Raw genomic sequence first — 21,814 nt, forward strand, 5'->3', positions numbered from 1 at the left:
CGGTAATCTATTACTTTGATCAAACTGCATTTGCGCATTGAAGCTAGTTCAAGCTCTTATTGGTAAACATATCAGTACACAATCGTTAAAATTTAACTTAGTCGGCTTACTATTCATTCCATTCAATACAAACAGCCAGCTGACTATAGCCAATGTTTTGCCAGCGTACAACGTTTTGATACGCAAAATCGTTTGTTATAACAGCCTTCATCCACACCGAGCGACACATTTGGATCGTTATACTCAAAAGCACGAACACCGTCTACAGACAGCCGCATAGGATCATCTTTCCTATACGGCTGCCACGCAGATCGAACTGTTCGTGCTTTTTGGCTTGCTTATGGATGAATGGTTTAGCGATTAGTGTGCTTTTTCCGCTACGATCGTAAACGTCTTTGGAATGCCTTTATCAAACACATCGGATGACTGGTTCGGCAATTCTTCCAGCGTTTTAATGATCAGACCGGTATCGGCAATCGCCGTCACAATTTCGCCGAGCGTCCAATTGCGTAAATACACTTTTTGTTTAGCTTCTTCCATTTGACCGGATGCGGCATATTTGGAATAGGACACTTCCTTTTCGACTAGCGAAGTGTCAAAATAATCGCCGTCCACTTTATGTTTGCGAATTTTGGCAGTCGTGCCGCGCGAGGAGATCAATTTGGTCGAGATCGGGTGAAAATCTTGCAATACGAGTCTACCACCTGGCTGTAGCAGTCTTGCCACCACTTCAAACAGTGGATGCAGATCGGTAAAATAATGCAAAATGCCAAACTCCATAAAAGCGATCGTATAGCTTCCGTTCAACGTCTGCGGCAGTTCCAGCACATCCGCAACGATATAATGCAGCGGTACACTAGCCGCTGCTGCCAATGCCAGTGCGTATTGCTCATTTTCCGTTGAAAAATCCGCGACCGTCAGCTCCGCACCAAGCAGTGCAAGCGCGACCGCCTTGTTACCGTTCGAGCCCATCAGATTAATAATGCGCTGTCCGGTAATGTCTCCGCCCATATGAAGCAGTGCACCGCTGACACGTTTGGCAGGATCAGCGACGATTTTGGCGGCAGCTTCCTCTGGTGTACCAAATCGATTCAGCCATGATTGATACGTGCTGCCATTCCAGGCAGATTTATTTTGATCGGATGATTGCATAGCTAATTAGCCTCCATTGTGCGTTTAAAATAATACCGTGCGATTGGCAAGTATCCGTTATGGATCAACTGTTAAATTGAATTCAGCGCTTGAATTTGTAGCCTATATTCACAGATCGATCTTAGGAGTGCGCTTGATCGGCAAATCGATCATAGTTCAGCGCCGGATTACAAGCCGCTTACATCGTTTGCGTCCATTCATTGTACCATAATCCGGTTTACGCATTGCGCTCCTGCGTAAATTGTGTTACCTTCAAGAAAAGTTAGTTTAACCATTATACAAAGTTTTTTGTTTTGGTTAATATGGGCAGTTATCCATTACTGTGTCATACTGCCTATTGTTTTAGCTGTGCAGAAACGGTATACGACCTGTACAATTTATTCCCGCTGGATTGCTCGGTCGACAAGCTTTGTCAACCGTCAGTGTATCATTCACATCGATTGCAGCATCGATTGCCGTCCTATGCGCTGTCCCATTTGTAAACGATTATTGTATAATTTACAGCTTATTTGTAAGCGCTTTATGTGGAAATGGTTGGAGTGCCCGCTAAGGCATATGTAAGGCAGTGTTATGTTAGGGCGTATACGCCAACTCGTATGCTACAGCTACAGTGGTCGATGCTCCGAGACACTAATTTGCGTACACGTCCTAAACAAATCCCGATGGAGGTACAAATCATGACAATCCAAAATCCTGTATTACGCGGCTTTAACCCCGATCCGAGCATTTGTCGTGCCGGGGAAGACTATTATATCGCTACATCGACATTTGAATGGTTCCCCGGCGTACAACTTCATCATTCCCGCGATCTGGTGAACTGGCATCTCGTACATCGTCCACTTAATCGCTTGTCCCAACTTGATATGAAAGGCAATCCGAACTCCGGCGGCATTTGGGCGCCTGACTTAAGTTATTATGACGGCAAATTTTGGCTTGTATATACCGATGTCAAAGTCGTTAGTGGCATTTGGAAAGACTGCCTGAACTATCTCGTCACCTGCGATACGATTGATGGCGAATGGTCAGAGCCGATTTTGCTGAACGGTGTTGGCTTTGATGCCTCATTGTTCCATGATGAAGATGGACGTAAATATTTGCTCAATATGTATTGGGATCATCGTACATACCATCATCCGTTTTATGGCATTTCGTTACAGGAATACGATCATGAAGCAGGGCAGTTAATCGGTGAGCCGCAGATCATTTACAAAGGCACCGATTTGCGTTATACCGAAGGCCCGCATCTGTACCGGGTAAATGACTATTATTATTTGTTCGTCGCAGAGGGGGGGACGACGTATCAACACGCCGAGACGGTCGCACGCTCACGCGATCTGTTCGGGCCGTACGAAACACAGCCGGATTATCCGATGCTAAGCGCATGGCAAGACCCTCGCCATCCATTGCAAAAATGCGGTCATGCCTCACTTCTGCATACCCATACAGATGAATGGTATTTGGCACATCTGACCGGACGACCGCTGCCTAATGATACGCTGCCGATTTTGGACAATCGTGGCTATTGTCCGCTTGGACGCGAAACCGCCTTACAGCAGATCGAATGGGTGGACGGTTGGCCAATGGTCGTTGGCGGCAAACAAGGCAAGGTGGACGTACCTGCACCGCAAATGGAGCCGGTAACATGGGAGCAAGATTACGCGGAACACGATGATTTTGACAGCACAGAGCTGAATATTCATTTCCAAACGCTGCGCATTCCGCTTACTAAAGAAATCGCTTGTCTGGAAACACGTCCGGGCTATTTGCGTCTGTATGGACGCGAATCGCTTAGCTCGCTGTTTACGCAGGCATATGTGGCACGTCGCTGGCAAGCTTTTTCGTTTGACGCTGCGACAGCGATCGACTTCCGCCCGGAAACGTTCCAGCAAAGCGCCGGATTAACGTGTTATTACAACACGGAAAACTGGTCGACACTGCAAGTGACCTGGCATGAAAAATATGGACGTGTACTCGATATGCTTATTTGCGATAACGGGCAATTTGCGCAGCCGTTCGGACGCAAGCCGATTCCAGTGCCGGAAGAAACCGAGCTGGTGCATATTAAAGTTGAAGTGCGTGTGCAGCAATATCGGTACAGTTATTCATTTGACGGGCAACATTGGCATACGGTGCCAGTCGAGCTGGAATGTTACAAGCTGTCTGACGATTATGTGCAGGGTGGCGGCTTTTTCACCGGCGCATTTGTCGGGATGAACTGTATCGATATGGGCGGCAGACGTCGCCATGCGGATTTTGATTATTTTATGTACAAAGAGCTGGAACATGAAGCCGATTGTCGGGTTACATTATAAGTTGAGGTATAATGGGAAACATAAGCTTCGCTGTGGCGTGCTGCCGTGCCGGATGATGCCGGGATGACAGTGCGTCCGAATCGGCTGCTGCCCAGCCAGCCATCGGCAACAGCAGCGGAGCGGAAAGGATATGATTCCCATGCCACAGCGCCATCAGAAACGACAACACAATCGTCATCGTCACAACCAAGACACCGCTCAACAACAGCCACACGCGAATGAACAACATTCCCGGCAGCCTTATGCTACACAACAAGCGATCGGGCAAACTGAACATAACGAACCAAATCGGCAGCAACAGCCATACGATCCATTATCGATCCAAGCGAATGACCGCAATGCAGCCGCATCCAAGCTGTCAGCAGACCGTCCGTGCTTTTGCGGCAGTGGACGTGCGCTGAAAGACTGCCATCCACGCGCAGCGGCGAATAGCCGGGCGATGCATATGACCGCATTGTACAAACAGGTGGATACGACGATCGAACAGTATCATGCTAACACGAGCAAACATCCGCCGTGTGCAGCAGGTTGCAGTAGCTGTTGTTCGGACTATTTTCCGGTATCACAGGTCGAATTTGAGCTGTTGTTAACGTATATGGAACATAGTTGGAGCCAGGCGGATATCGATGCTGCTTTCCGGCAAGCAGAGCGTAATTTGGAGCAATTTCGGCAGCACAATGAGCCGATGTATGCGGCGCTCGTCAACCGGACGAATCGCAAACAAGAGCTGGATTCGATTCGCCATCATGCCGGACGCAATAATTTTGCTTGTCCGCTGCTTGATCCGGAACAAGGCATCTGCCGCGTGTATCCGGTACGCCCGTTCATTTGCCGTACACATGGCAGTTCCCATACATTTTATGGCACATGGCGCGAGCGTTTCAGTTCGGAACGGGTATGCGAACATATTCCGAGCAGCCGTGCGCATCGCCGCATTACGCCGAATATTGCCGATTACTGGCAACCTTATGAGCAGCTTGCCGATGTGTATGTTGGCGCTCAACGCCAGCCACTACGTCAGTACCCGATCTTTTACTGGCTCGTGCTGTATCAACGCCACGGCGGTGGTGCGACGACACAGATCGGCAATCGCGATAATTTTGAGCTGTCATTGGAACAGCATAATGCACAGATGGCTGCATACGGAACAGATCGCTCCTAAGCGGGGGCGGTCTGTTTTAGCGTTGTTCTCGTCGGATTGACTAGGGCGTGTCTTCAAACGGCTTCCTAGGCAGTTCGATGCGTTTATTCGTGAGATTGCGCTTGTATACGCAGCTCAACTCACTTAAAACGCGACCCACTTGAACAATAAAATGACAACGCTGAACGTTTGAAGACACTGCCTAGTCTGTATCATCTGCTTGACGACCTATACAACGTCCCTAGACAGCATCAACGATTGAAATTCCCTGCCTGGCGTCGAGTTTCGACTGTACGTCGAGTGTTTATAGACAGCATCAACAATTGAAATCGCTCCGTGTCTCGTGTTCGTATCTATTAGATTAAGCGTTCAAGCGGGTAAATGGATGCTGCTCCATGCTATACTGCTTACATGGATGAATTTAGCGGGAAAGGATACGGATATTTATGCTTGAATCATTGCTTTTGCTTGCTGTCGGTATGCTCGCATCGATTTGCGGGGCGGTCGCCGGGCTGGGCGGTGGCTTTATTATCGTGCCGGTGATGGCATTTTTGTATACGATTCCGGTAGCCAGCATCTCCGGCACGTCGATGGCGGTGCTGTTCGTAAGTGCCATTTCCAGTACGATTGCGTACGCACGTCAGCGCCGCATCGATTATCGCAGCGGAATCGCATTCTCGGTCGCGATGATTCCCGGTTCTGTGCTGGGCGCATTAACAACAACGGTCGTAGGCAGCCGTACGTTTTTTGTTGCGCTTGGCATCTTTCTAATGATAATGGCGGTGTTGATTAATTTCAAACCGACTTCCAGCCGTGGTGGCTGGCTGCGTCCGAATGTAAGTCATCGCCTGCTTGATCAAAGCGGGCAGGTGTATGAATATTCGTTTAATCTATCGTTTGGCTGTATTGTCGCCTTGTTTGTCGGCTTTCTGTCGAGTCTGTTTGGCATCGGCGGTGGTTCGGTAATGGTGCCGACGATGATTCTGTTTCTCGCTTTTCCGCCGCATATTGCTACAGCGACGTCGATGTTTTCGATTTTGCTGTCATCATTCGTCGGGACGATTTCGCATGTTAGCCTCGGACATGTGTTATGGGACAAGTTTATTTGGCTGGCGCTTGGCGCACTGGTCGGTGGACAGATTGGCGCACGGATTGCGTCGAAAATTCCGGCGAAAGCGGTCGTGCGCGTGCTGGCGATATGTTTGTTTGTGGTGGCGGTGCGGATGTTATTTAAAGGGTAAAGCTTTGTTGATTGGCGTCATCGTGCTTGCATCATGCGATTGTAGATGTAGACGTAACGATAAATGAATACGTAAAAAGCGTCTGTTGCAGTCAACGTAACAGACGCTTTTTTGAATGGATTGTAGACGTTAAAGTTCACGCTCGCTTCAAAATGCAATAAAATAAAACACAGTACAAAAATGAAGCCCGCTTTTTAGCACGCACTGCCTGTGTGCTTATGAAAACGCCATGCCTTTTCTGTCTATCCAGGCATCGGCAACTGCCTGTATAACCGTGCTTTTCGCATGTACAAAAGTGTGCGACTACATTCCAGCTTTCATCGCACACTGCCTGTCTCCGCTGAAACTTCCGCCGTTCCATACACCTGTACACGATTACGACCGGCACGTTTGGAGACGTATAACGCCTGATCCGCCTGCTTCACGAGCAGCTTAGTCGATAGCTCCCTTGTTCCGGATGGAACGTAAACCGAGGCAACGCCAAAGCTGGACGTAATGCGCAGTTGCTCGCGATCGATGCAAATTTCGCCGCTGGCGATATGTCGGCGCAGCTTTTCCGCCATTGCACAAGCTGTGTGCACATCACTGCCAGGCATGCACAGAATAAATTCATCGCCACCATAACGACCGGCGAGCATGCATTCATCCGCATATTCTCGCACCGCTTCTGCCAAATACAATAGCGCCACATCGCCTGCTTCATGACCGAATGTATCGTTCACCAGCTTAAACTCATCGATATCAAACATCAATATCGACAGATGCCCGCCACCGCTACTGGCGAGCTGCTCTAGCTCTTGTTCGGCACGGTACATGAGCGCTGTTTTGTTCAACAGATGGGTCAGCCCGTCCATATCTGCGAGATACTGAAGCTGATCTTGCAATTCTGCCTGTTCGGTAATATCGGAGACGTGAATAATACGTCCGACTTGGATATTACTTTTGTTGAATACGGGCGAGAAGCGAATCCGATAGCAATACCGCATATTTTCATACCGATACACATAATCACAATCTTTGCCTGTGTCCAGCAATTGCTGCAAATCAGGTCGGCTTCGCAAAATATCGGTTAAACGGCGACCGATCAGATTCGCAGTCAATCCGTGCATAAGCTGCTTCATGGCGCGATTGTAATCGACAACGACATCATTTTCATTAATGACGAGCACGCCATCCGCCATACTTTCGAATACGATATCGCGCGCAATCGGCGCCACATCAAACATGCGGTAACGAAACAGCGCAAAACTGTGAAATACAAACGATACGCTAATAAATACCGGTCCCAGATCGATGCCATACATACTTTGCCCACTTACATAAAATAGACTGGCAATGACCGGTGTCAACAAACCCGCGATCATCATAAAAATTTGCAGTCGAAACCGAACCGGTATACGGCGCGCCTGATTCAGCAACAGGAGCACACTAAGCGCAAGGCAACCGTATAAATATAGAGAATGAACATAAAAATACGGCCCATGTTCAATCCGAGTTACCGGAAATGGCGTATCCGTGCTCAAAGCGATCGATGTATAATACAGATGATGCCACTCATTCGTATGCTGCATCACTAATGTTGACAACGGGATCGCAAACAAAATTATACGCATCCAGCGCTGCGGACGATAACCGATATAAGCGCAGCACATCAACAACGTAACCGCCGGAATAAACGGCAAAAACACATATTCAGCACGCAGCCAAAACCAGGTCGATTGCAGCGTTGAGCTTAACAATTCAAACAAATACGAAAAACCAAACATAGACGTCAAAAACGTAGCGAGGCAATAATATACTCCACCTGGCGTATCCTGCAATCGAAACAGCGCATAGAACGATAATCCCAAACTTAGCAGACCGCCCAACATAATGATCAAGGCATAGGTTAATAACTCTTGTTCCATTCCTCACCTGCTTTACCGATGATAAATCTGTATAACATAACTTCCAGTCCGGCATTGTATCGTTCTACTTATTATATCGGAGGACAGAGTGGCACAGTATAGCGCTTTTTGTCGAATGAACCAAAAAGATATTTTATATACACGCAGTGAAAGGACAACATACACTTATGGATCGAATCGATCAGCACATTATAGCCCATCTGACCGAAAATGGTCGGATGACGATGAAAGAGCTTGGCGAACGCATACATCTGACCGGACAGGCTACCGCTACCCGTGTCCTACGTTTGGAAGAACAAGGCATAATCGAAGGTTATACGATCAAAACAAATCCCGCCCGCCTCGGTTATCCAGTGCATGTGTTTTTGACGATTGTGACACAGCATGTGCATCATCAGCCGTATCTTGCTTTTGTCGATACGCAGCCGGAATATGTGTGCGCCAATTACAAAGTGAGCGGTAAAGGCTGTTATTTGCTAGAATGCCGCTTTCCGTCCAATCTCGAATTGGATAAATTTCTAGTGGAACTAAATCGCTATGTCAATTACCAGCTATCGATCGTCATCAGCAAATAAATCGCTACAATAGAGACATCACTTTCATTATTCAAGTCAAATGAAACAAACACTTGAGCTAGCCCATTCCTTTGCCTTCGTTTCCTCGCTACAATAAACTGTATACAATGATTACGAAAAGTAAAGGGGTTACTCATATGAATATACAATTCATTCGCAATGCGACACTGGTCGTCCATTATGCAGGGGTGCGGTTTCTGATCGATCCTTTTTTGGCGGAGCAAGGAACATATCCTCCATTTACCGATTCAGTGAGACAAGATCAATACAATCCACTCGTCGGCTTGCCGGTCGATGTGCAGCAGCTTGCCGCAGTGGATGCGGTCATCGTTACCCATCTGCATCTCGATCATTACGATGCACGCGCTGCCGAAGTGCTGTCGCACGATGTGCCGATGTTTGTGCAAAATGAAGCCGATGCCGCCAAAGTACGGCAAGATGGCTTCAAGCAAGTGACTGTGCTGGATGAACATACGATATTTCAAGGCATCTGCTTGAGCAAAACGGCAGGCGAGCACGGCAGAGGCGCGATTTTGCAACGAACCGGACAAGTGTGCGGCGTCGTATTCCAACACGAGCAGGAGGCAACATTGTATGTAGCCGGTGATACCGTCTGGTATGATGGCGTACAGCAAGCGCTGGATACGTACAAGCCGCAAGTCATTGTCGTCAATGGCGGGGACAATCAATTTGTGCAAGGTGGCTCGCTCGTAATGGGCAAGCAAGATATTTACGAAGTGTTTCGAGCTGCGCCGCAGGCGACGATCATTTCAGTGCATATGGAAGCGGTCAATCACTGGGCATTGTCGCGTGAGGAGCTACGGGCATTTGTAACGGAAAAGGGCATGCATGGACATGTGCTTGTGCCGGAAGATGGCGAGTGTTATACGCTGTAGATTGGCAAGTGAATAAGCTGCTTGAGCTGCTTAAGATACTTGGTGAAATCGCTGCTATGATCGAAATTGTAATTAAAAACGGCTGTACTTTGCTAAAGCTAATGTACAGCCGCTTTATTGTGCCTGCTCATCACGGATCAGCCAATCGTAAAGGCTAATCATCTAATGATCATTTAATCATGTCGCTCATGCCAGATAAAGTTAACATAGCGAATAAAATGCTGCATAACAACGTGTGATCCTTACCCCAGCGACTGTTTCGCACCTGCCGACGCCTCACTTTCCGCTCCATTCAGCGTTATCTTATTCTCACTCACAAGCCGTAAATCGCGAAAATAACGATACACCCGTTCCAGCTTCTGCCGCTGCTTGCCATGCGCTTGTTCCATACCACCGAACTCCCAGAACTTTACTTTACGAATGCCGATATAGTTAAACAATGCACGCCGCATCAATATACGATGGGCATTGCCGAGCCAGAGCTGCAAATAACCGGATGGCCCTTTCATCGTGGAAATACATACGACCGACTTGCCTTGCAGCAACCCTTCTGGCAACAAATCATACGGTTTGCGATGCCGATACGCAAAACCGGATGCCATCATCCGATCAAAAAAGCCAAGCAGCATCGCTGGCGGTCTGCCCCACCAGATCGGATAAATGAATACAAGTTGATCTGCCCAGCGCACGCGTTCCCGATACAGTTCCAGCTCAGGATCACGATGCATATCCCGTCTGCGTTTATGCTCGTTAAACAGCAGCGCTGGATGGAAACCTTCCGCGTACAGATCGATCGTTTTCGTTTCGATCCGATTGTGATGTACATGTGCTCCAAGTCCGCGCTGCACTTGCTCTAGCATCGCATGACAGAGACTATTGTGATTCGGATGTGTATAGATCAGCAATATGTTCATTTTCGCCCACCTTTAATTATCATTTGATAACTAAAACGATACCAATTTCTGATTTAGTTGTCAAATGATAATTGTTTTAAGATAATGACTTTGTTATTTTATGAAAGAGAGGTGAGTATATGCAGCATTCTGCACTATTTCAGCAATTGATTCCATTTATTACATCCGTCCACCAAACGACGACCGCGATGACAAGCGATATTCAGCACGACACGATCACGCCTGTTCAATATAAAATATTGGAATATCTTGCCGTCAGCCCGCCGCAAACACCTAGCTCGATCAGTGTGTGTATGAATATGTCACTGCCGAATACGAGCCGTGAACTGCGCAAGCTTAGCGAAAAAGGATTGTGCGCGAAAACATCCGACCCGTCCGACGGCAGAAAACAGATGATCTACCTGACCGCCGCCGGTAAGCAGCTAATGGACGACATCTTTAGCCAAATCGAAGTCCGTTTCCACGAACGCATCCAACATCTGACCGCCGAGGAAGTGGAACAGGTCGAACAGGCGTTACAGTTGTTGCAAAAGCAGGTGTTTTTTTGAGGAGGATATGTTGTAGCCTATTCAACATCATCCGCCCCCTACAGGCACACCGCAAATAGCCGCACTCCGGCTTATGGACTGCGGCTATTTTATCTGTATTTATGTTCAAAAACAGACTGCGCTTACGATTGATAACACCTATCGATTCGTTCAATACAGCATAACGGAGCAAAGAGCATATTATGCTACAAACCGAATCCTATTTTAAAAGGTACGTTCCAACGCGATTTTCACTTAAGACAGCTTACTGTTACTGTTGCAGCGCTGCCTTTGCCTGTTCCAATGCCGCGATCACGCGGTCGCACCAGGCATCAAATTCGCCATCCTCCTGTTGCAGCTCCGGATGGGCGAGAATATGTTGTACGACACGCTTAATGCCTTGATCGACACGGATCGTAGCGTTAAAGCCCGGTACGAGCCGCTTTAACTTACTGTTATCAAATACGACCGTATTCGCTTTGTCCCCAAGCAGGCTACCGCGATAATCTTCGCTGCTGCATGCATCGAGAAATGAGGATGCCACATGCACCGCATTCAGCTTCACACCTAATGCATCCGCGATCGTCTCGTGAATTTGATTCCAGGTGACCGATTCATCTGAAGTAATATGTACCGACTCACCTAGCGCATGCAAATTGCCCATCAATCCGATAAATCCACGTGCAAAATCATCGCTATGTGTTAGCGTCCAAAGCGATGTGCCGTCTCCGTGAATAATGACCGGTTTATGTTGCTGCATGCGGCGCGCCACCTGCCAGCTTCCGTTGGCACCATGTACACCGAGCGGTAATGCGCGATCGCTGTACGTATGACTTGGACGCACGATCGTAATCGGGAAGCCTTGTTCGCGGTACTGTTTTAGCAAATAATCTTCACAGGCGATTTTGTTGCGCGAATAGTCCCAGTACGGATTCGAGAGCGGTGTACCTTCGGTAATCCGGTAATCGGACAATGGTGTCTGATATGCGGATGCTGAGCTAATAAATATAAACTGCTTCGTCCGTCCGGCAAACAACCGATAATCCCGCTCCAATTGCTCCGGCACAAATGCGATAAAATCAGCGACCACATCAAACTCCAGCTCCGCGATTAGGCTCGCCACCTGCTGCTCATCATTAATATCGGCTTGCAACCAATATGCCCCATCCGGCAAATGTTCATTGCGGTTGCCACGATTAAGTAAAAATAGTTCATGTCCTTGCTCCAACCATTGTCTGGAAATCGATTCACTAATCGTGCCTGTGCCTCCGATAAACAATGCTTTCATTGCTGCACCTCCATGAAATGAAATGGACGCTGTGCTATAACGTCCGTCTGTTCATTAACTGTGTTCATTAACTGATCTACTGGCTCGATCGAGCAAATCGGCTCATTTGCCTCGTTAACCATACCACGCTTAAGGAAGCGGTTACAAATGCCAAACTTAACTTTATCAACTTGGCATGCCGATTTTGTCCGACTTCTACTGCATCTGTCGTGTGACGATCCAGAACGTATACGCGCATGATGCTTATTAGCCGCATGTTCCACAAAATAATTCTTTATCTGGTAATATTTATGGTTCAAATAAATCATTCTTCTTTATTAATCCTGTATAAACTTATCCCCTAAAGGAGCGACATGAATGAAAAGCAAATCCCGCACACTCACTCTCCTGCTCGTCTGCCTATCTCTTATTTTCAGCTTTGGGATGGCGCCTACTAGCACTTTTGCAGCAACTGCCAAAACGACTAAAACACCTGCTGCCGATTTGCGCGCAACCGCTGCCAAAGTGTTTGGCGAACATAGCTATCTAGCCATGCTTGTTATGCAAAAACAGTTTAATCAAGCCAAAGACACCCAGCAAGCGCTGGACGCACTGAACGCCAATACGAACAGCATCGCTTCACTGCTGACCGGCACCTACACCGATCAAGCGGCTGCCGAGCTAAAAGCGCAGTGGAATACACACAATCAACGCTTTAGCGAATACGCGGTAGCGATGCGCGACAAAAATACGACGAATCAGCAAGGCGCTCTCGCTAGCATCAAATCCGCCACATCGATGATGGTGACGATACTAAAACAGCAAAACCCGTACATTAACGAGCAGCAATTGCTCAAAGATTTGACCGCACATAATAATTCACTGATCCGTTCCTTTGACGCCTATGCGAAAGGGCAATACGGTACTACTTACTCCGAAGTGCATAATGCTTATGTACGCGCAAGTACGGTTGGCGCTTCACTCGCCACCGCAACGACTAAACGCTATCCGTCCCGTTTTAAACAATCGACGACACAGACCGATGCCGCCTATTTCCGTCAAAAAACAGGCGAAGCGCTCGGTGAACATGCGATTCTGTCCATACTCGTTATGCAAAAAGGCAATGATAACGCGCCTGACCTGCCCAATGTAAAAGCAGCGCTGAACCGCAATACCGATGCATTGACAGCGACCCATAAACTTATTTTTGGCACAGCAACCGCGCAAACATTTAATACGCTCTGGAATCGCCATATTAACGATTACGTGATGTACCTGAACGCAACATTGGCAGGCGATACTGCCAAACGCCAAGCAGCTAAAACCGATCTGGGCGGCTTTGTCGCTGACTTAACCGCATTCCAAACCGGTCGCCTGCCATCGCTTAACAAAACGGCTACCTATCAAGCCAATGCGATGCATGGTGCCCATGTCATTACCGCATTCGATTCGTACCATAACGGCGATTATGCCAAATCATACGAAGCGCTACGTACGGGTTATAACCATATGTGGAAAACCGCGAATACATTGTCCGAAGCGATTGTGAAGCGCTATCCAGCTAAGTTTTGAATAGTTTGAGCGATGATGATCCGGTCATAAATAGATACAAAAAGGCTGCCGATACGATGTCGGTAGCCTTTTGTCTTTCAACGCATATGATGGCGAAGTCAGTAGCTCGTTCCAATTTGAAGGAAAGCCCCTCAAAGCAAGAAAAGCAAGATCGACCTCGTTAATTGTTGATATTAAGTCTGCAAGTCTATCTACCTAATTTGTCCAAATTTCCTGATCTTTACTTAAATATTTAGAGTTATAAATGATTCCATAGACCCGATTGTTCTCCAAAAAAGCTTGCTCTTTCTTGATGTACTTTATAATTGTCGGCTTTTTTAATATGCATTCATTTGACATTAAAAAACTAACTTTATAAAAAAATGTCCCGCCCTGTTCCACTTGCCATCGGCAACGTGCGGGCGAGAACTCTTATGCTGATCATAAGCTTATATAGATCACAAAATCAATCGACTAATGACTCGAATTCAATTTATTTTAAAATACATATTCACTTACATGATTGCCTCAACTACACTTCATACTCCACATTGCATCGCATCGTATTACTTCCCGTTCTCCTGCTCCCACCGCGCAATTTCCGCGCGCACGATCGGCGCCACCTCTTTACCGAGCAATTCAATCGCACGCAGCACATCGTCATGGTTGGACATCGTGCCAACCGGTGTATGCAGCATAAAGCGGGTAATACCGACCTGTTTGCGCAGATGAATAATTTTGTTGGCAACCGTTTCGACATCGCCGACATAGAGGGCACCTTCAAAGCTGCGCGCAGCGTCAAAGCTGGCGCGTGTGTAAGGACCCCAGCCACGTTCGCGTCCAAGCGCATTCATTACCGCCTGTGTAGACGGGAAAAACTTGTCCGCCGCCAGCTCGTTCGTATCGGCGATAAAGCCGTGGGAATGCGACGCAACCGACAGTTTGGACGTATCATGTCCGGCATGTGCGGCAGCTTTGTAATACAGCTCCACGAGCGGGGCAAATTGGGTCGGACGCCCCCCAATAATCGCCAGCACGAGCGGCAGACCGAGCAAGCCTGCACGCACAACCGATTCGCTATTACCGCCGCTGCCGATCCAGACAGGCAACAGGTCTTGTACCGGACGCGGATAAATGCCACGATTGTCGATCGCCGGACGATGACCGCCGCGCCAGGTTACTTTTTCCGCTTGCTGAATTTGCAGCAGCAGTTCCAACTTTTCGTCAAACAATGCGTCATAATCGTCCAGATTATATCCAAACAGCGGGAATGACTCGATAAATGAGCCACGCCCAGCCATAATTTCTGCCCGTCCATTCGAGATCGCATCTACAGTGGCAAACTCTTGAAATACACGTACCGGATCAGCCGATGATAGCACCGTTACCGCACTCGTCAAGCGAATGCGCTCGGTGCGCGCAGCTGCGGCTGCCAAAATAACAGCCGGTGCAGACGCTGCATAATCGGCACGATGATGCTCCCCTACGCCAAAAATATCCAAACCGACCTTATCCGCGAGCACAATCTCGTCCACTACTTGACGAATGCGCTCGGCATGACTGATCGTCTGCCCTGTCTCCGTATCCGGCGTTGTCTCTACAAATGTACTAATTCCTATTTCCATGCTGTATAACCTCCCTGTGTTGGTTGCATATTATCGTTAATGTCCTTCGTGATCGATGTTGCTATATGAAATGAAGATCGCTGCAAAACCGATCGTATTCAAATGTCCGCTAAATATCTTTATTTCAAAATATTATATATCTTTATTTAAAACTATTTCTCCATTTATTGCAAGCCTTTCTGGATTACCGTTTTGCAGCATTCGTAACTACAACTACTGCCCACACCTTACCTCTACTCCATTATAGTAGCGCTAATGTGCTAGTATCACGATCATGCAAGGCTCCAATTCGCGTTCCTATTCCAATTCATTTCGCTTCAACGACTGGCAGACCATGCGCAGCAAATGCAAAACGATCCACGCCAAATAGCCTGCTACGCTTCATCAGCGAACAGCAGGCTATAATAGTGCAGCGTTACAGCAATACTAATGCGGTTAGATCATGCCTTTTTCACAAATTCAGACTTGAGCTTCATCGCACCAAAACCGTCGATTTTGCAATCGATATTGTGGTCGCCTTCTGCGATCAGACGAATACTTTTGACACGGGTACCGATTTTCAAGACGGATGAGCTGCCTTTAACTTTGAGGTCTTTAATAATCGTCACACTGTCTCCGTCCTGCAATATATTGCCGTTGGCATCGCGTACGACAAACGCGTCTTCCGCTCCATCCATTTCACCGCCTGCTGTCCATTCATGGGCGCATTCCGGGCATACGAGCAGACCGCTACCGTCTTCGTACGTGTAAGCAGAGTTGCATTGCGGGCAATTTGGCAATTCGTTCATCGTTCACTTCTCCATTCATGAGTTCAATGCGCCTATTTTCCCACAGACTGCATCATCTGACAATGTCGGATATTTCCATTCAAATTGCAAATATTTTCGGGAAAGTACCAACAATTCCCTTAAACGCCCTCTAAATGCTTTCCAACCTGTTAAACGAATGCGCAGTGGTGGTATACATGAAAGAACGACAAAATGAGTGCTGAAAGGGAGGGTCGCATGAGCCATTACATTTTGCAGGCGTTGACGCTACGCAATGCGCTGCGTCTAGTACGTCCAATCGCTGTGCTTTGCTCCAGTGTGGCGATTATTTTCTCCGGCGTTTTCCCGCTGGTTACATACGGAGACGTTCCCATATCGACCATTGTGCTCATCTCTGTGGTGCTGCTAGTCGGCTGTATTCTCATCCACGGTATGCTCACACATGCGCTTAATGACTATATCGATCATCTGTCAGGTACAGATCAGCATAGCCCGGCAATGCTGTCCGGCGGCAGTCGTGTCATTCAGGAAGGACGGATTACACCAGGGCTGCTGTATCGGTTCGGTCTATGGTTAACCGGTATTTTGCTCGTGCTGGATGTGATCTTGCTGCTGACCGGACAGTACCGATTGGCGATTTTGCTGCTGGTGGGCATTTGGGGTGCGGCGTCGTATTCGTTGCCTGCACTGCGGCTTAGCTACTATCCACTCGCCGGCGAATGGATCAGCACTTTTCCGTCCGCATTGTTTTTGGGGCTAGGCGGAGCATGGCTGGCAACCGGCGAATTTCCGCTCTGGTCGGTGCAAAATGCGCTCATTAACGCGCTCTATTGTATCGCTTGGGTAATGGTGCATCATATTCCTGATCTGGACGCAGATCGTCAAGCTTCGCCGGTCAAACGTACGAGTGTGGTCTGGTGTGCTGACCGCTGGGGTGTCGAATTTAGCCGTTTGCCAGCGCTAGCTTATATGCTGCTGATCGCCCTATGCTCGCTTTGGCTTGCCATCAGCGGGCGGTATATTGCCGCTGCTAGTATCGGCATCATCGTGCTGCTATCGTTCTGGTGGATTTGGCAAATGGACGTGCACAATCCCGCTTCCGTGACCGCCTGTGAAAAGAAACTGCTGCTACTCGCGATCGCCGGAGCGGTGTTGCTTGGTATTGGGGTGTAAAACAGAATCAAAATAAAAAAAGGACCTGAACTAAGTTCAAATCCTTTTCTCTGTGATATCATACTAAAATAGTATGAGCAATGCGGCCGGTGGCCTTCTGTAATTAAAGTTATAATAACAAAAAGTGAAAACGTCAAGACAAACTCAATAAAGTATATATCTATACTTCATCCGTGCTTTTATTCAAATGTGAATGTTCTTCCACAATCTTAGATCGATCTTCCAATGCTTTAATTTGCTCTTTCAACATAAATATCTCTTGTTCTCTCTCTTTTATAATTTCCTGTGCATTCATAAGCTCTTGTTTGTTATGATCTAAATCACGTTGAATATGATGTATTGATGCAATTTTAGTACGAGCTGTTGGATTTAATTGAATTAAATGATTATCAATTTTTGTAAGTAATGACATACTAGCCTTCCCATGTTGTTGAATGATACGGTTACGATGAATCCATCTACCAGACTCCACCTGTACACCTGTATTTTTTAAAAATCCATCTAAATTTGTGGCATCAATAATATCTCTATAGCCTTTACCATATTTTTTTGAACTACAAGGTACTACATAAAGAGCTGACTTCCTAGATACTAATACAATACATGGATGAGCAAAGGAGGGCTCGTATCGAAAATTTGCTGCACCTAGATCAACTTGAATAATCGTTCCACGTGGGTAATCCTTTCCATTTTCATAAGAATAATTGTTTAATAAGCGATTTGTGCTAATAATCCACTGTCCCATTTCATAAACAGACTGAAGACTCAAATGATCATAAAGGTTCCAAAATTGAGTCTTCAATACTTGAAATAAATAGATATTCTGGTGGATTTTTTTTAGTAGGATCAGAGTTAATATGTTTTTTTACTTCTTCTTCATTGATAGGAAACATCTACCTAACCTTCTTTCTCTATTCGTTGATTCCTGTGCGAGACGGGAGTCCTTCCCCTTATTCCGTACCGCACTAGTGCCTGCCCCAATACGCTAAGTTTGCGTACACTCCCTAGATACTTTCCTACATCCTTTTCTAGATATTTTCTAAATTGTTTAGATTGAAGAAAATGAAAATCCCTCTTGGATATAAACTGATATTTTAAATTTTTGAAATGCTCACTAGATTTACACTCCATTATTGTAGTTGAACGATCATGAAGGATGAATCGCGATCTGCATTCATCTTAGCCCCTTCAGCCTGGATTGGTCATAATCTTAGTGCAGACGGCTCTTTAACGATTCGATTGCCAATTGTAGCGCTGTTAAGCGATGCTCATTTAATGTTTTTTGCGGGCTGCCTTGTTTTGCCTTGGCGATTTGTTGTTCGATCGATGGAAGGATACTTTTCAGCATTTGTTTGGACGCTAATATGCCTGCTTCGTCATACTCAAACCGCTCGCCTCGCCACATCTCTTTTACACTGTCCAACCCGATCTTCACTGCACGTAGCCTCTTTGCAATCCGTGTTGTGGATGAACCTTTAGCGACTGTACTTTGATGAGCATGTAACAGCTTGGTGTATGTTGACTCCAACGATACAATGGACATATATTGAATTTCCTCGCTAACAGGCTTCATCGCAACTCCTCACTTTCCATCGATCATCGACCTGTTCTGGGTCATATTTTCAAATATAAAGTGTAGCTTTTGTTATTTCAATCGGTTATCCAAATCGAACGCTAAATCGATACTGAAATTAATTTGCCTAAAATTCCCTATACATAAATCAATTGGAATGTTCTATACTTTTAATGTAAGCGTATACATCGATATGCGTTTGCATATTGTATCTGTTTCCATACGGCTCTACATAGTTTGGCAGCATACTGAAGACGATGGTTGCTGCTACTTTACAATCCGATTGAAGGAGGTTCAATATGATGCAGCATACTGGAAGCAAACGAATGCGTATGGGTGTGAAGCTCGGAGCATTGTCTCTAGCCGCGCTGCTTCTGTCGGGCACAGCCTCACAGATGACGCACGCACAGGATAACGCTACCATCTCCAAGGAGGTTAGTGAGGTGCAACAAATTCATGTCAATGGACAACAGCAGTACCAGCAGATCGATGGTTTTGGCGCTTCAGGTGCATGGAGCATCGACCATATCGGTTCCGAATGGTCAGAGCAAAACAAGCAGAAAATCGCTGATCTGCTCTTTTCACAAGACAAGGGTATTGGTCTGTCGATCTGGCGCTTTAACATCGGGGCGGGCAGTACCGAAACCGATCAAACGATTATTAGCGATCCGTGGCGGCGTGCTGACAGCTTTAAGTCCAGCGCTACAGCTCCATACGATTGGTCAAAGCAGTCAGGACAGCAGTGGTTTTTGCAAGCTGCCAAGCAGCGCGGTGTTGGCAAAACGGTCGCTTTTGTAAACAGCCCACCGGTGTGGATGACCAAAAACGGGCATGGACAGCCTGACGATTCGGTCGGCAGCACGAATCTAAAGCCGGAGGCGGTACATGATTATGCCGTATTCCTTGCCGATGTGCTGGAGCATTTTGACAAGCAAAAGCTTGGTTTCGATTATATTAGCCCAATCAACGAACCGACATGGGATTGGAACAAAGCCGGACAGGAGGGCAATCGCTACAATATCGACGATATTAAAGCTGTACTGACTGCCCTGCACCAACAACTGAAACAGCACGGATTGTCTACCGAAATCGATGCGATTGAAGCGGTCGAATATTTGTCATTGCTGGACAATGATCTGTATGCCAAGTTTACCGGCAAACCGGGCAGCCAATATACGAGCGGCAACGCAGGTGGCAACTATCCAGGCAAATATAGCGAATACATCCGCGAGCTGCTTGGCGATCCGACTACCGCAGCGCTGCTCGGCAACAAAATTAGCGCCCATGCCTACTGGTCAGATCAGCCGAATGAAGGCGATGATCGACTCGTACGATTGCGCCAGCTTGTGCATGAAAATTTGGAACGGTACACTCCGTCCGCACAGTTCTGGATGTCGGAATATTGCATTTTGGGCGATCGTGGGCCTGGACGTGATTTGACGATGAAAACAGCGCTGGATGTGGCGCGTGTGATCCATTTTGATCTAGTGGAAACACAGGCATCCGCATGGCAATGGTGGCTCGCCGTATCCAAAGAAGACTACAAAGACGGACTGATCTACACCGATTACAAACAGCCCGGCGACCCGGAATCGATTATTGAATCCAAATTGCTATGGACGATGGGCAATTACAGCCGCTTCGTGCGTCCAGGCGCAGAACGTATCGCCCTCGATGGCGCGAACGATCCGAATGGGCTGATGGGTTCCGCTTATTACCACAACGATGATCAGCAATTGTCGATCGTATTTGTAAACTATAGCAATGAAGCACGTACAGTCCAGCTGGATATCGATCAGCTGCCAGGTGGCAAAGCGGTCACACAACTCCAGCCTTATTTGACATCCGATACGAGTGATCTGCAAGCGCTGCCCGCTGTTCCAGTACAACAGACGGTGACGATCCCGGCTCGCTCGGTGATGACGCTTGTTGGGCATAACTGAGCGTACGCTGGATCACCAATTCATTGCTGGATGCAAATGAAATATGTGCTCACACAAAGCTAACCTAAACAGGCTTTTATCCACGCGCTCACTGCCGCTTATACACATGAGGCAAACGTGGATGAAAGCCTGTTTTTATTTTCGGGTAGTTAACTATTAGGATTCCAATTATGCTAAAATTTAGAGAATTAGATGAAACGTTCGTTTAGATGATCTGTTCGTATATTTATGGCTTTCCTATCGATCGCTTTTCATAGCGTAGCTTTCATTGATTATCGTCGCTTGAACCTGCTTGTTTACTGCTTGTTTTTTGTTATCGTCGCTTGAACTTGCTGCTTTACTTTTTGTTTATCGTACCGAGCTTGTTTATTGCACCGATGCGTAATGCATCATCGTGCGTCATTCGGTATTACGCTATGTAGTTTGTCCCCATCCGCCGCTACCCCGCTGTCGCAACATCCATTTTACGGGAGGAGAGATGACGATGCAAAAAAAAGCTGCCGCACTGCTTGCTGCCGCGATTGCGCTCGTAGCGTATGTGCATGTTGCTAACGAGCGTCACGTTGTCTCTACGTCATCACCGGATTTGTTGGCAGGTCAAGCGGCTGCTCCGCTTGCGGTCGCGAATAACGAGCACACCGCCGAAGCCGAAACGAGCCGCCCTACCGCACTCGGCGCTTTACCGGCACGTACGATCACAAGCGAAAGTATGACACTGGACGGTCTCGCCGCACAAATGGCAACCGATACGAACATTACGATGGAGCAAGCGCGCCAGTGGATTGCAACCGATCAAAGCGCTGAGGCGATGGCGAACGAGCAGGCGCGCTATGTCGTATTCACCTCTTTTTTTCATGCAACCGATACATTTACCCCGTATGTCAAACTATACTGCGAAACCGAGCAAAACGGCTCGACCCGTTCAATCAAACGCATTATCTCCTACCATCTTGTACACACCTTTGGCAGTTTGAACAAACCGTTTGCCGGCAAGATTGACGTATTGCTTGCCGACCCGAATACGATTCATTATGTAGTGAACGGTGACTTTTACGAACAAGGCATCACCTCTGCCCAGTTGGATATGAACCCAAACGGCTTCATGCGACTCACCTATTCCATTACCGGCTCGGCAAACTGGTATGCGTATGTGTATAGTGAGCAGGATATTGAGTATCCGGGGTAAATAGTTTACTATACTTTTATATCCAACCCAGTACGAGATTCAGCCAAAGCATGTAACGGTTAGC

General features: G+C 47.2%; 18 protein-coding genes. 10 read left to right on the forward strand and 8 right to left on the reverse strand.

Annotated elements, in window-relative coordinates:
• Positions 1-360: 360 nt before the first annotated feature.
• Positions 361-1,152 (reverse strand): class I SAM-dependent methyltransferase, encoded by a 792-nt coding sequence (locus tag U1I11_RS15510; protein ID WP_322907052.1) that lies wholly within the window; start codon positions 1,150-1,152, stop codon positions 361-363.
• Positions 1,153-1,826: 674 nt separating this feature from the next.
• Here U1I11_RS15510 and U1I11_RS15515 point away from each other — a divergent pair.
• From U1I11_RS15515 to U1I11_RS15525, 3 genes are all read left to right on the forward strand, one after another.
• A complete protein-coding gene (locus tag U1I11_RS15515; RefSeq protein ID WP_322907175.1) occupies positions 1,827-3,464 on the forward strand; it encodes a glycoside hydrolase family 43 protein in 1,638 nt (545 codons plus the stop codon).
• Between the two features lie 130 nt (positions 3,465-3,594).
• Positions 3,595-4,626 carry a YkgJ family cysteine cluster protein gene (locus U1I11_RS15520; RefSeq protein WP_322907053.1) on the forward strand — a complete coding sequence of 344 codons (1,032 nt, stop codon included), beginning with the start codon at positions 3,595-3,597 and terminating at the stop codon, positions 4,624-4,626.
• Positions 4,627-5,051: 425 nt separating this feature from the next.
• Complete coding sequence (locus U1I11_RS15525; protein WP_322907054.1) at positions 5,052-5,846, forward strand: sulfite exporter TauE/SafE family protein; 795 nt, start codon at positions 5,052-5,054, stop codon at positions 5,844-5,846.
• A 317-nt stretch (positions 5,847-6,163) separates the two neighbouring features.
• Here U1I11_RS15525 and U1I11_RS15530 read toward each other — a convergent pair whose 3' ends face one another.
• Complete coding sequence (locus U1I11_RS15530; protein WP_322907055.1) at positions 6,164-7,753, reverse strand: histidine kinase N-terminal 7TM domain-containing diguanylate cyclase; 1,590 nt, start codon at positions 7,751-7,753, stop codon at positions 6,164-6,166.
• A 167-nt stretch (positions 7,754-7,920) separates the two neighbouring features.
• On the opposite strand from U1I11_RS15530, the gene U1I11_RS15535 reads away from it, so the two are divergent.
• Both U1I11_RS15535 and U1I11_RS15540 read left to right on the forward strand, forming a co-directional pair.
• Positions 7,921-8,328 (forward strand): Lrp/AsnC family transcriptional regulator, encoded by a 408-nt coding sequence (locus U1I11_RS15535; protein WP_322907056.1) that lies wholly within the window; start codon positions 7,921-7,923, stop codon positions 8,326-8,328.
• A 137-nt stretch (positions 8,329-8,465) separates the two neighbouring features.
• Positions 8,466-9,224 (forward strand): MBL fold metallo-hydrolase, encoded by a 759-nt coding sequence (locus U1I11_RS15540; RefSeq protein ID WP_322907057.1) that lies wholly within the window; start codon positions 8,466-8,468, stop codon positions 9,222-9,224.
• A gap of 242 nt (positions 9,225-9,466) precedes the next feature.
• Here U1I11_RS15540 and U1I11_RS15545 read toward each other — a convergent pair whose 3' ends face one another.
• Positions 9,467-10,138, reverse strand: a complete 672-nt coding sequence (locus U1I11_RS15545) for an NAD(P)H-dependent oxidoreductase (RefSeq protein WP_322907058.1) — start codon at positions 10,136-10,138, stop codon at positions 9,467-9,469.
• Between the two features lie 119 nt (positions 10,139-10,257).
• Here U1I11_RS15545 and U1I11_RS15550 point away from each other — a divergent pair, with 119 nt between their 5' ends.
• Positions 10,258-10,686: a MarR family winged helix-turn-helix transcriptional regulator gene (locus U1I11_RS15550; protein ID WP_322907059.1), complete on the forward strand. Its 429-nt coding sequence runs from the start codon at positions 10,258-10,260 to the stop codon at positions 10,684-10,686.
• A 250-nt stretch (positions 10,687-10,936) separates the two neighbouring features.
• On the opposite strand, the gene U1I11_RS15555 is transcribed toward U1I11_RS15550, so the two are convergent.
• Entirely contained in the window at positions 10,937-11,953 is a 1,017-nt protein-coding gene (locus U1I11_RS15555; RefSeq protein WP_322907060.1) for an SDR family oxidoreductase, read from the reverse strand.
• Between the two features lie 357 nt (positions 11,954-12,310).
• Here U1I11_RS15555 and U1I11_RS15560 point away from each other — a divergent pair, with 357 nt between their 5' ends.
• The gene (locus U1I11_RS15560; RefSeq protein WP_322907061.1) at positions 12,311-13,504 is read left to right on the forward strand and encodes a hypothetical protein; all 1,194 of its coding nucleotides are present in this window, start codon (positions 12,311-12,313) and stop codon (positions 13,502-13,504) included.
• Positions 13,505-14,049: 545 nt separating this feature from the next.
• On the opposite strand, the gene U1I11_RS15565 is transcribed toward U1I11_RS15560, so the two are convergent.
• Positions 14,050-15,108 carry an LLM class flavin-dependent oxidoreductase gene (locus U1I11_RS15565; protein ID WP_322907062.1) on the reverse strand — a complete coding sequence of 353 codons (1,059 nt, stop codon included), beginning with the start codon at positions 15,106-15,108 and terminating at the stop codon, positions 14,050-14,052.
• A 440-nt stretch (positions 15,109-15,548) separates the two neighbouring features.
• Positions 15,549-15,896, reverse strand: a complete 348-nt coding sequence (locus U1I11_RS15570) for a zinc ribbon domain-containing protein YjdM (RefSeq protein ID WP_322907063.1) — start codon at positions 15,894-15,896, stop codon at positions 15,549-15,551.
• A 216-nt stretch (positions 15,897-16,112) separates the two neighbouring features.
• On the opposite strand from U1I11_RS15570, the gene U1I11_RS15575 reads away from it, so the two are divergent.
• On the forward strand, positions 16,113-17,048 hold the full coding sequence (locus U1I11_RS15575) for a prenyltransferase (protein WP_322907064.1): 936 nt from the start codon (positions 16,113-16,115) through the stop codon (positions 17,046-17,048).
• 160 nt (positions 17,049-17,208) lie between these two features.
• On the opposite strand, the gene U1I11_RS15580 is transcribed toward U1I11_RS15575, so the two are convergent.
• Positions 17,209-17,817, reverse strand: a complete 609-nt coding sequence (locus U1I11_RS15580) for a type II toxin-antitoxin system PemK/MazF family toxin (protein ID WP_322907065.1) — start codon at positions 17,815-17,817, stop codon at positions 17,209-17,211.
• Positions 17,818-18,258: 441 nt separating this feature from the next.
• The gene (locus U1I11_RS15585; protein WP_322907066.1) at positions 18,259-18,621 is read right to left on the reverse strand and encodes a hypothetical protein; all 363 of its coding nucleotides are present in this window, start codon (positions 18,619-18,621) and stop codon (positions 18,259-18,261) included.
• A gap of 299 nt (positions 18,622-18,920) precedes the next feature.
• Here U1I11_RS15585 and U1I11_RS15590 point away from each other — a divergent pair, with 299 nt between their 5' ends.
• Entirely contained in the window at positions 18,921-20,564 is a 1,644-nt protein-coding gene (locus U1I11_RS15590) for a glycoside hydrolase (protein WP_322907067.1), read from the forward strand.
• A 484-nt stretch (positions 20,565-21,048) separates the two neighbouring features.
• The gene (locus tag U1I11_RS15595) at positions 21,049-21,750 is read left to right on the forward strand and encodes a hypothetical protein (protein WP_322907068.1); all 702 of its coding nucleotides are present in this window, start codon (positions 21,049-21,051) and stop codon (positions 21,748-21,750) included.
• Positions 21,751-21,814: the final 64 nt, after the last annotated feature.

The organism is Paenibacillus campi, from assembly GCF_034659835.1.
GTDB classification, from domain to species: domain Bacteria; phylum Bacillota; class Bacilli; order Paenibacillales; family Paenibacillaceae; genus Saccharibacillus; species Saccharibacillus campi.